The 11,884-nt window shown below is 61.8% G+C and carries 2 protein-coding genes; both read right to left on the reverse strand.

Annotated features, from left to right (window positions below; translation table 11 throughout):
• Positions 1 to 151: 151 nt before the first annotated feature.
• A complete protein-coding gene (locus tag BMY54_RS29660) occupies positions 152 to 490 on the reverse strand; it encodes a hypothetical protein (RefSeq protein ID WP_007918987.1) in 339 nt (112 codons plus the stop codon).
• A 147-nt stretch (positions 491 to 637) separates the two neighbouring features.
• On the reverse strand, positions 638 to 11,884 hold an 11,247-nt coding region (locus BMY54_RS30730), incomplete at its 5' end, for an immunoglobulin-like domain-containing protein (protein WP_093442679.1).

Here is an 11,884-nt window from a genome sequence, read left to right on the forward strand (position 1 = left end):
TGTTCGGGAAGTACGCTGACGTGAACGATTTGCGCTGAATCCATAATCGACTCGATTTCTCAGGTCGATGTATGGCGCCAGACACCTCGGTCAGCTCCCTCTCCCACCGGGAGAGGGCTGGGGTGAGGGTAGGCTTTTGATACTGGGTGGATCAGATCAACCCGCCCTCATCCTCATCGATCAACTGGCTCAACCCGCCCAACGCCTCACGCGCCTGGGTCCGGTCCATCAGTTTGGCCTGGGCCGCCGGCGGCAGGTCGGTGACGCGGATCACGCCCTTCTGGGTCAGCACCTGAATCAGGTCGTCGAGTACCCGAATCATTTCGAAGTCGCTCTGCTTGAGCTGCTTCAGGCTGGTTTCCACCACTTCATTGGCGAACCAGGCCTGGATTTCATGGCTGTCGGCCGGCAGCGTTTCCGTGGCCTCGGCGTAGGCCGCGGCTTCCACGCGAATCAACAGACCTTGCGCATCGCGTTGCACGTAAAACATTGAGCATCCCTCAGAAATGAACCAGCGTCATGCTGTCAGCAGCATAGCCAACTGTGCGCGAGTATGCGGTGCGGCGACGCGATCGTCACCGGTCCGGTCAGCACAAACGTGACGGCCGCCCCATCGGGGCGGCCGTTTTGTTCACGATCAGCTGTTGTTGTGGTCGACCTTGATGGTCGGGTCGCTGCCGGCAATCAGGTTGTGAATGTTGGCGCTCGACCAGTTGTTGCCTTCCAGTTTGATCGTCACGTCCGGGGTTGCCGCCGCAGCGTCGCCGGAGTTGAACTTGCCCGCCGAGCTGACTTGCAGCGACGACGTGCCGTCGACCGTAGTGATCTTCAGGAAGTTGTCGATGGTGCTGCCGGTCTCGCCCTGCAACAGATCACGCAAGTCGATGCGGTCACCTTCGCTGGCGTTGAAATCCTTGATCACGTCGTTGCCGGTGTCGCCCGCCTTCCAGACGAAGGTGTCGGCACCCGAACCACCGATGAGAATGTCATTACCCTGACCGCCGATCAGCGTGTCGTTGCCGGTGCCGCCGAGCAGGATGTCATTGCCTTTGCCGCCATCGAGCAGGTCGTTGCCGCCCGAGCCGAACAGGATGTCATTGCCCGCGCCGCCCAGCAGTGTGTCGTTGCCGTCATGCGCACCGGAGACATCGAACGCCTGATAGTGCTCGGTGATGTACTGGTGCACGTTGCTGGTGGTGACTTTGCTGACATCGACCCCGGTTTCCTTGGCAACGAACGCCTGCATCGCCTGATAACCTTCGCCGGCAATGCCGTTGAAGCTGACCAGATCGCCGAACAGGATGTCGTTGCCGTCGCCACCGCTGACGGTGTCGTTGCCCGGCAGCGTCGCTTCGGTGTGGCCGATGATCGAGTTGGCCAGATCCTTCGGATCGATGTTGGTCTGCGGCGTTTTATCCGAATCGTACGGCTTCAGATCGTTGAGGCTGACGCCGCTGTTGAGGCCGATGGCTTCGACGTTCGACAGGCCGCTGAGCAAGGTGAAGCTGCTGTTGGAGTTGGTAGTGGTGTAGTAATCGGTGCTGCTACCGCTGCCCGCCAGGCCGGAGAACTCATAGGTGCCGTCGCCCTGGGCGTGCAGCGTACCGAAGTTCTGATACGACCAATTGCCGCCCGATTTGGTCCAGACCGTCACCGAGCCGTTCGCGCTGATATCAATCTGGTGCGAGCTGTCCGGGTACAGGCTGACCGCTGTCCCCAACTTATAGTTGGTGGTGGTTATCAGGCTATCGAGGGTTTTGTTGCCGTACAGGTACGGGTTGGTCGACTCGCCGGTCTGGTAGTAGGTCGGCTGGCCGTCGGTGATGAAGTACGTGAGGTTTTTCGCCCCGGTGTTGGCCACGGCTTCCGCGCTCTGGAAGAAGTTGGCCGTGGTCTTGAACACGTCTTCATAGTTGGTGCCGCCGCCGGACGCCATCGAGTCCAGTACCGCTTTGAGCTTGGTCAGCGCGTTCGGGTCATTGAGGTTCACCGACACCGACTTGTTGACCTGGGTATCGAAGTCCACCAGGAAGATGTTCACCGTACCTGAGTTGCTGCCGCCCAGGCTCTGCTTGAGGGTGTTGAACACCGATGTCAGCGAGTCTTTGGCCGCGTTGAGCGACGACGCGGTCATGCTGCCAGAGCTGTCGACCATGAACGCGATGTTGTAGTTGGTGCCCGGCACCACGGTCAGACCACCGATGTCGGCGACCATGATGTCGTTGCCATCGGTGCCGCTGAAGGTGTCGTCACCCGAAGTCGCGACAATGGCGTTGTAGACCGCCGGCACCACGGTGACCGGAATGGTCGCGGTGCTGCTGGCCGAGCCGCCGACCATCTCGGTGGAGGTCGAGGTCACGGTCAGGTTGAACTGGCCGTTGTAGTACGGCGGCGGGGTCACGGTCAGGCTGCCGAGGTTCCAGCCGGTGACGTTGGCGTCGCCGCTGCTGGCGGTGACGGTGAAGGTATGGCCCGCGCCATCGCTGAGCACCGAGCCGACTGGCGCGCCGCTGATCTTCACGCTCAGGGTTTCCGAGCTGTCGGTGTCAGTCAGTGCGGTGGTGATTGCCGACAGTTTCACCGTGGTGCCTTCGGCGCCGGTGTTGAGTTTATAGCCGTCGTAATAGCCTTCGCCGTTGCTGCCGTGCAGATCGGAGACGGTCACGCCCGAATTCACCAGATCCTGCACGCCGGTGTAGATCGGTACGCCAGCGCTGCTCAGGTCGATCGGCGTGCTGCCGTTGACCGACAGGTTGACGTCGTAGCTGCCCGGGCCGCTCTGATTGTGGTGGTAGATATCCAGTGTGTAGTAGCCGCTGGTGGTCGGGGTGAACGAACCGCTGATCGCACCGCCCGCGCCCCAGGTACCCGAAGCCACGCTCTTGCCGCCAATGGTGATCAGCAGGCTGTCGTCGGCCACACCACTGAAGGAATAGGTTTTGCCGGCTTCCAGGTAGATCAGGCCCGAAGTTTTCGAGGCGGTGCCGGCGGCCACGCTGCCGTCCGACTGCACGTTAGTCACGTTGCCGCTGCTGTTCGGGGTGCCGGCGCCGTCGATCACGTTTTTCAGGGTGGTCGAGTTCGCACCGCTACCGTCGGTACCCAGACCTGACAGACCGGTCCAGACTTCTTTGATCAAACCGGTCGACTTCACGCTGTTGTCGGCCACGCTCACGGTCGGCGCATCCGCTACCGGGGTGATGTCGATCTTCACGGTGCCGGTGTTGCCCAGCAGTTGACCGTCGGTTGGCTGGAACTTGATCTGCGCGTAGTCCGCCTGATTGTTGCCCAGGCCGCTGCCGCCGTAACCGTTGACGCCCGACTCGTTGGCATCCGGCAGGAAGCGCAGCTTGCCCGCGTCGATGTCAGCCTTGCTGAAGGTCTGGTTGTTGGCGACGTCCTTCCAGGTCGAGCCGTCCAGGTACTGCAGTTTGCCTTCGCCCGGCAGTTGGGTAATTTTGATGCCGAGGCTGTTGGCCGGGCTGTCGACGTCAGTTACGCCGAAAGTCGACCAGCCGAGTACCAGCGGCGTGTCTTCGGTGCCGGTGACATTGCTCGGTGCAGCAACCGGAGCGTCGTTGACCGCCACCACGTTGACCGTGGTGGTCGCGGTGTTGGAGTAATTGCCGCCATCGGTCACGGTCACGGTGATGATCCGCGGCACGGTGCTCGGGTTTTCACTGTTATTGGTGAAGCTGATGTTCTTGATGGCCTGCATGTAATCAGCCAGCGTCGCGTTGCCCGACAAGGTCAGGGTCACGGTGCCGTTGGTGCTGTTGGCATTGATGGTGATGCCGTTGACGCTGTTGCCCAGGTTCAGCGCATCGCCGTCCTGACGGTTGGTCAGGACTACAGTGGCGCCGGTGAGCATGGTGCTGTCCGGGTCGGTGATGCTGATATCGGTGTCGGCAATCGACACACCAGCGCCCGGGGTGTTTTCGGTGAAGGTCACCTTGTAGTCGGCACCGGTGGCGCCGCTGGAGTTGTTGGCATCCAGGTCGATGACCGGCGGTGCGTCGTTGTCGATGATCGACGTGCTGACGCTGCCATTGGTGCTGCTGACCGCGAGGTTCTCGAAGTTGCCGCCAGTGGCCGAATCGATCTTGACCACGAAGTTCTCGGTGCCTTCGGTGATCTTGTCATCGAGGGTGGCGACGTTGAACTGCGCGCTGCTCGCACCGGCCGGGATCTTCACGGTGTACACGCCGGTGAAGTCCGAACCGTCGGCGGCGGTGCCGCTGTAGACGATTTTCAGGGTCACTTCGGTTTGCGCCGGGTGGTTCAGGCTGACCGTGTAGCTGGCGGTCTGGCCTTCGGTCACCGAGCTGCTGCCAGTGATGCTGACCGTGGTGGTATCGACCGTGTCGGTGACGTTGGTCACGGCTGGCGTGTTGCTGGTCACCAGATTTTCGAAGCTGCCGCCGCTGGTGCCGGTGATGGTCGCCTGCACGGTGCCGGCGTCTTTGTAGACGTCATCGGCCGGAGCCGGAACGGTCACGGTGCCAGTGGTTTTGCCGGCGTCGATGGTGATCACCGAACCGTTGCTGAGGGTCACGGTGACTGGCGAGCCAGCGGCGTTGGTCAGGGTCGCGGTGTAGGTGATCTGGCCACCTTCGGCCACGGTGCCGGTCGCGGACAGCGTCAGGTTGGTGGTGTCGACGGTGTCGGTGACGGTAGTGCTGACCGGGGTTTTGTCGGCGACCAGATTTTCGTAGTTGCCGCCCGTGACGTTGCTGATCGAGTTGGTCAGCGGGGCGTGGCCGGTCAGCGCATCGTTCGGTGCGGTGGTGGTCACGGTGCCGGTGGTTTTGCCGATGTCGATGGTGATGGTCTGACCGTTGGCCAGGGTCACCACGACCGGCGAACCGGTCACGGCTGCACCGACAGTGGCGGTGTAGACGACGTTGCCACCTTCCGCCGCAGAGCCGGTCGCAGTCAGCTTCACGGTAGTCGTGTCGATGGTGTCGGTGACGCTGGTCACGGCCGGAGCCGTGCTGGTGACGAGGTTTTCGAAGCTGCCACCGGTGGCGGTTTTGATCGTGGCCTGGACGTTGCCGGCGTCTTTGTAGACGTCATCGGCTGGCGCTGGAACGGTCACGGTGCCAGTGGTTTTGCCGGCGTCGATGGTGATCACGGCGCCGTTCGACAGCGTCACGGTCACTGGCGAGCCAGCGGCGTTGGTCAGGGTCGCGGTGTAGACGATCGAACCGCCTTCAGCGACCGAATTGGTAGCGCTGAGCGACAGATTGGTCGTGTCGACAGTGTCGGTCACCGTAGTGCTGACCGGCGTCTTATCCGCCACGAGGTTTTCGTAGTTACCGCCGCTGACGTCGGTGATCGCGTTGGTTAGCGGTGCGTGACCGGTCAATACGTCGTTTGGTGCGGTAGTGGTTGCTGTGCCAGTGGTCTGGCCGACGCCGATGGTGATCGTCTGACCGTTGGCCAGGGTAACGACAACTGGCGAGCCGGTAACTGGCGCGCCGACAGTGGCGGTGTAGGTGACGTTGCCGCCCTCTGCCGCTGTGCCGGTAGCTGTCAGTTTCACAGTGGTGGTGTCGATGGTATCCGTGACGCTGGTCACGGCCGGCGTGGTGCTCGGCACGAGGTTTTCGAAGTTGCCACCGGTGGCGGTGCTGATGGTCGCCTGCACGGTGCCGGCATCTTTGTAGACGTCGTCAGCCGGGGCTGGAACGGTCACGGTGCCGGTGGTTTTACCGGCGTCGATGGTGATCACGGCGCCGTTGCTCAGCGTCACGGTCACTGGCGAGCCAGCGGCGTTGGTCAGGGTCGCGGTGTAAACAATCGAACCGCCTTCAGCGACCGAATTGGTCGCGCTGAGCGACAGATTGGTGGTGTCGACAGTGTCGGTCACGTTGGTGCTGACGGGCGTCTTGTCGGCCACGAGATTTTCGTAGTTTCCGCCGGTCACGTTGGTGATCGAGTTGGTCAGTGGCGCATGACCGGTCAATGCATCGTTTGGCGCAGCGGTGGTTGCGGTGCCCGTAGTCTGGCCAACACCGATGGTGATGGTTTGACCATTGGCCAAAGTCACGACAACTGGCGAGCCGGTAACCGGTGCGCCGACAGTCGCGGTGTAGACAACATTGCCGCCTTCAGCCGCCGACTCGGTGGCCGTGAGTTTCACGGTGGTGGTGTCGATGGTGTCGGTAACGCTGGTGATAGCCGGAGTCGTGCTTGGCACCAGGTTTTCGAAGTTGCCACCGGTGGCGGTGGAGATTGTCGCTTCAACCTTGCCGGCGTCTTTGTAGACGTCGTCAGCAGGAGCTGGAACGGTCACGGTGCCAGTGGTTTTGCCAGCGTCGATGGTGATTACGGCGCCGTTGCTCAGTGTCACGGTCACTGGCGAGCCAGCGGCATTGGTCAGGGTCGCGGTGTAGACGATCGAACCGCCTTCAGCGACCGAATTGGTCGCGCTGAGCGACAGATTGGTGGTGTCGACAGTGTCGGTCACCGTAGTGCTGACCGGAGTTTTGTCGGCCACGAGGTTTTCGTAGTTTCCGCCGGTCACGTTGGTGATCGAGTTGGTCAGCGGCGCATGACCGGTCAATGCATCGTTTGGCGCTGCGGTGGTTGCGGTGCCTGTGGTCTGGCCGACACCGATGGTGATGGTTTGACCATTGGCCAAATTCACGACAACTGGCGAGCCAGTTACCGGTGCGCCGACTGTTGCGGTGTAGACAACATTGCCGCCTTCAGCCGCCGACTCGGTGGCCGTCAGTTTGACGGTGGTGGTGTCGATGGTGTCGGTGACGCTAGTCACGGCCGGCGTCGTGCTCGGCACCAGATTTTCGAAGTTGCCACCGGTGGCGTTGCTGATCGTTGCCTGCACGGTGCCGGCATCTTTGTAGACGTCGTCAGCCGGGGCTGGAACGGTCACGGTACCGGTGGTTTTACCGGCGTCGATGGTGATCACGGCGCCGTTGCTCAGCGTCACGGTGACTGGCGAGCCAGCGGCGTTGGTCAGCGTTGCGGTGTAAACAATCGAGCCACCCTCGGCCACGCTACCGGTCGCGCTCAGCGACAGATTGGTGGTGTCGACAGTGTCGGTGACATTGGTCGAAACCGGAGTCTTGTCGGCCACCAGGTTCTCGAAGTTGCCACCTGTTACTTCAGTGATCGAGTTGGTCAGCGGTGCGTGGCCAGTCAATGCGTCGTTTGGCGCCGTGGTGGTCGCGGTACCGGTGGTCTGGCCGACGCCGATGGTGATCGTCTGACCGTTGGCCAGGGTAACGACAACCGGCGAGCCGGTGACTGGCGCGCCGACAGTCGCGGTGTAGGTGACGTTGCCACCTTCAGCTGCCGACTCTGTCGCTGTCAGTTTGACGGTGGTGGTGTCGATGGTGTCGGTGACGTTGGTCACTGCCGGCACGGTGCTCGGTACCAGATTCTCGAAGTTGCCGCCGGTCGCGGTCGAAATGGTTGCTTCGACTTTGGCTGCATCTTTGTATACGTCATCCGCTGGCGCTGCGACGGTGACGGTGCCGGTGGTTTTACCGGCCTCGATGGTGATCACGGCGCCGTTGCTCAGCGTCACGGTCACTGGTGAACCGGCGGCGTTGGTCAAAGTAGCGGTGTAGACAATCGAACCGCCCTCGGCCACGGAACCGGTCGCACTGAGCGACAGATTGGTGGTGTCGACGGTATCGGTGACCGTGGTCGAAACCGGTGTCTTGTCGGCTACGAGATTCTCGTAATTGCCGCCGGTTACACCGGTGATCGAGTTGCTCAGCGGCGCCTGACCGGTCAGTGCATCGTTAGGTGCCGTTGTGGTCACGGTACCGGTGGTTTTGCCGACTTCGATGGTGATGTTCTGGCCGTTGGCCAAGGTCACCACGACAGGTGAACCGGTCACTGGAGCGCCCACAGTGGCGGTGTAAGTGACGGTGCCACCTTCAGCGACCGACGTATCAGCCGTGAGTTTGACGGTCGAGGTGTCGATGGTATCGGTGACTTCGGTCACGGCCGGCGTCGTGCTCGGCACCAGGTTTTCGAAGTTGCCACCGGTAGCGGTGGAGATCGTCGCTTCAACCTTGCCGGCGTCTTTGTAGACGTCGTCGGCCGGGGCTGGAACGGTCACGGTGCCAGTGGTTTTGCCGGCGTCGATGGTGATCACGGCGCCGTTGGACAGGGTCACGGTCACTGGCGAGCCAGCCGCGTTGGTCAGCGTTGCGGTGTAAACAATCGAACCACCCTCGGCCACTGTCCCTGTGGCGCTGAGCGACAGGTTAGTGGTGTCGACGGTGTCGGTCACGGTGGTGCTGACCGGAGTTTTGTCGGCAACAAGGTTTTCGTAGTTGCCGCCGGTCACGTTGGTGATCGAGTTGGTCAGTGGCGCATGGCCGGTCAGCGCATCATTTGGTGCGGTGAAGGTCACGGTGCCGGTGGTTTTGCCAACTTCGATGGTGATGTTCTGGCCGTTGGCCAGGGTCACGGTGACCGGCGAACCGGTCACTGGAGCGCCAACAGTGGCGGTGTAAGTGACGGTGCCGCCTTCAGCCACGGACGTATCGGCGGTCAGTTTGACGGTCGAGGTGTCGATGGTGTCAGTCACTTCGGTGACGGCCGGAACAGTGCTCGGCACCAGGTTTTCGAAGTTGCCACCGGTAGCGGTGGAGATCGTCGCTTCAACCTTGCCTGCGTCTTTGTAGACGTCGTCGGCTGGCGCTGGAACGGACACGGTGCCGCTGGTTTTGCCGGCGTCGATGGTAATCACCGCGCCGTTCGACAGGGTCACGGTCACTGGCGAGCCAGCAGCGTTGGTCAATGTCGCGGTATAGATGATCGAACCGCCTTCGGCCACAGAACCGGTCGCACTGAGCGACAGGTTGGTGGTGTCGACGGTGTCGGTGACCGTGGTCGAAACCGGGGTCTTGTCGGCAACCAGATTTTCGTAGTTGCCGCCAGTGACACCCGTGATCGCGTTGGTGATCGGCGCGTGGCCGGTCAGGGCATCGTTCGGTGCGGTGAAGGTTACGGTGCCGGTGGTTTTGCCGACTTCGATAGTGATGTTCTGACCGTTGGCCAGGGTCACCACAACCGGCGAGCCTGTCACAGGCGCCCCGACTGTCGCGGTGTAAGTGACGGTGCCCCCTTCAGCGGCGGTCTCGGTCGCCGTCAGTTTCACGGTCGAGGTGTCGATGGTATCAGTCACTTCGGTGACGGCTGGAACAGTGCTCGGCACCAGGTTTTCGAAGTTGCCACCGGTAGCGGTCGAAATCGTCGCTTCGACTTTGCCGGCGTCTTTGTAGACGTCATCGGCCGGAGCTGGAACGGTCACGGTGCCAGTGGTTTTGCCGGCTTCGATGGTGATTACCGCGCCGTTCGACAGGGTCACCGTGACTGGCGAGCCTGCAGCGTTGGTCAGGGTTGCGGTGTAAACAATCGAACCACCCTCGGCCACAGAACCCGTGGCGCTGAGCGACAGGTTAGTGGTGTCGACAGTGTCGGTGACATTGGTCGAAACCGGTGTCTTGTCGGCAACCAGATTTTCGAAGTTACCACCGCTCACCTCAGTGATCGCATTGGTCAGCGGCGTGTGGCCGGTCAATGCATCGTTCGGTGCGGTGGTGGTCGCGGTGCCGGTGGTCTGGCCAACACCAATGGTGATGGTCTGACCGTTAGCCAGGGTCACGACCACAGGGGAACCGGTCACTGGCGCGCCGACGGTTGCGGTGTAAGTCACGCTGCCACCCTCAGCCGCCGACTCGGTCGCGGTGAGCTTGACGGTGGTGGTGTCGATGGTATCGGTGACGTTGGTCACGGCCGGCACAGTGCTCGGCACCAGATTTTCGAAGTTACCGCCCGTTGCATCCTTGATCGTCACTTCGACCTTGCCGGCGTCTTTGTAGACGTCATCGGCAGGCGCTGGAACGGTTACGGTGCCGGTGGTTTTGCCGGCTTCGATAGTGATCACCGAACCGTTCGACAGGGTCACGGTCACCGGGGTGCCGGCCGGGTTGGTCAGCGTCGCGGTGTAAACGATCGAACCGCCTTCAGCCACCGAATCGGTCGCGGTCAGGTTCAGGTTGGTGGTGTCGGTGGTGTCCGAAACCGCGGTGTCGGCGGACTTGCCGTCGACCGCGAGTTTTTCGTAGTTGCCACCGGTAGCGCCGTCGATGGTTACGCTCAGCGAGCTGCCACCAGCCAGTGGGCTGTTCGGTGCAACGAAGTTCACCGAACCGGTGGTTTCACCGACAGCGATGGTAATGGTCTGGCCGTTGGACAGGGTCAGGACAACCGGTGAACCAGTCACTGGCGCGGTCACGGTCGCGGTGTAGACCACGGTTTCGCCTTCAGCGACGTTCGCCGTGGCGGTCAGCGACACGGTGGAGGTGTCGATGGTGTCGTTGACGGTGGTGACGGCCGGAGTAGTGCTGGTGACGAGGTTTTCGAAGTCGCCACCGGTCGCTCCCTTGATGGTCGCTTCAACGGTGCCGGCATCTTTGTAGACGTCATCTTTCGGCGCGTCGACGGTGACGGTGCCGGTGGTTTTGCCGGCGTTGATGGTGATCACAGCACCGTTCGACAGAGTCACGGTGACCGGCGAACCAGCGGCGTTGGTCAGGGTCGCGGTGTAGGTGATCTGGCCGCCTTCGTTCACCGAGCCGGTCGCGGTCAGCGACAGGTTGGTGGTGTCGACGGTGTCGGTGACGGTGGTGCTGACCGGGGTTTTGTCAGCCACGAGGTTTTCGTAATTGCCGCCGGAAACGTCGGTGATCGCGTTGGTCAGTGGAGCGTGGCCAGTCAACGCATCGTTTGGCGCGGTGGTGGTCACGGTGCCGCTGGTTTTACCCACTTCGATGGTGATGTTCTGGCCGTTGGCCAGGGTCACCACAACTGGCGAGCCAGTGACTGGCGCACCGACCGTGGCGGTGTAGGTGACAGTGCCACCTTCAGCCGCGGACTCGGTAGCGGTCAGTTTGACCGTCGAAGTGTCGATGGTGTCAGAGACGTCGGTAACGGCTGGGTTGGTGCTCGGAACGAGGTTCTCGAAGTTGCCGCCAGTGGCGTCCTTGATCGTGACTTCAACTTTGCCGGCGTCTTTATAGACGTCATCGGCGGGCGCAGCGACGGTGACGGTGCCAGTGGTTTTACCCGCCTCAATGGTGATCACGGCGCCGTTGGACAGGGTAACGGTGACTGGCGTGCCGGCCGGATTGGTCAGTGTTGCGGTGTAAACGATCGAACCGCCTTCAGCCACGGTGTCGGTCGCAGTCAGCGACAGGTTGGTGGTGTCGACAGTGTCAGTAACAGTGGTCGAAACCGGAGTCTTGTCGGCAACCAGATTCTCGTAGTTACCGCCGCTTACGTCAGTGATCGCATTGGTCAGCGGGGTGTGGCCGTTCAACGCATCGTTCGGCGCAGTGGTGGTCACGGTGCCGGTGGTTTTGCCGATTTCGATGGTGATGTTCTGGCCGTTGGCCAAGGTCACGACGACCGGCGAACCGGTGACTGGAGCGCCTACGGTGGCGGTGTAAGTAACGGTGCCACCTTCAGCCGCTGACTCGGTGGCGGTCAGTTTGACGGTGGTAGTGTCGATGGTATCAGTCACTTCGGTAACGGCTGGCGTGGTGCTCGGGACCAGGTTCTCGAAATTACCGCCAGACACATCCTTGATGGTGACTTCGACTTTGCCGGCGTCTTTGTAGACGTCATCGGCTGGCGCAGCGACAGTCACGGTGCCGGTGGTTTTACCGGCCTCGATGGTAATGACCGAGCCGTTCGACAGGTTCACAGTCACCGGCGAGCCAGCCGGGTTGGTCAGCGTCGCGGTGTAGATGATCGAACCGCCCTCGGCGACCGAGTTGGTGGCGCTGAGCGAGAGGTCAGTGGTGTCGACGGTGTCAGTGACCGTGGTCGAAAC

Origin of the sequence: Pseudomonas sp. ok266 (genome assembly GCF_900110195.1) — a bacterium.
Taxonomy (GTDB): domain Bacteria; phylum Pseudomonadota; class Gammaproteobacteria; order Pseudomonadales; family Pseudomonadaceae; genus Aquipseudomonas; species Aquipseudomonas neuropathica.

Excerpts from the sequence above, each read along its gene's own strand:
- BMY54_RS29660 (WP_007918987.1), bottom strand. The coding sequence starts at position 490 with ATGTTTTACGTGCAACGCGATGCGCAAGGTCTGTTGATTCGCGTGGAA.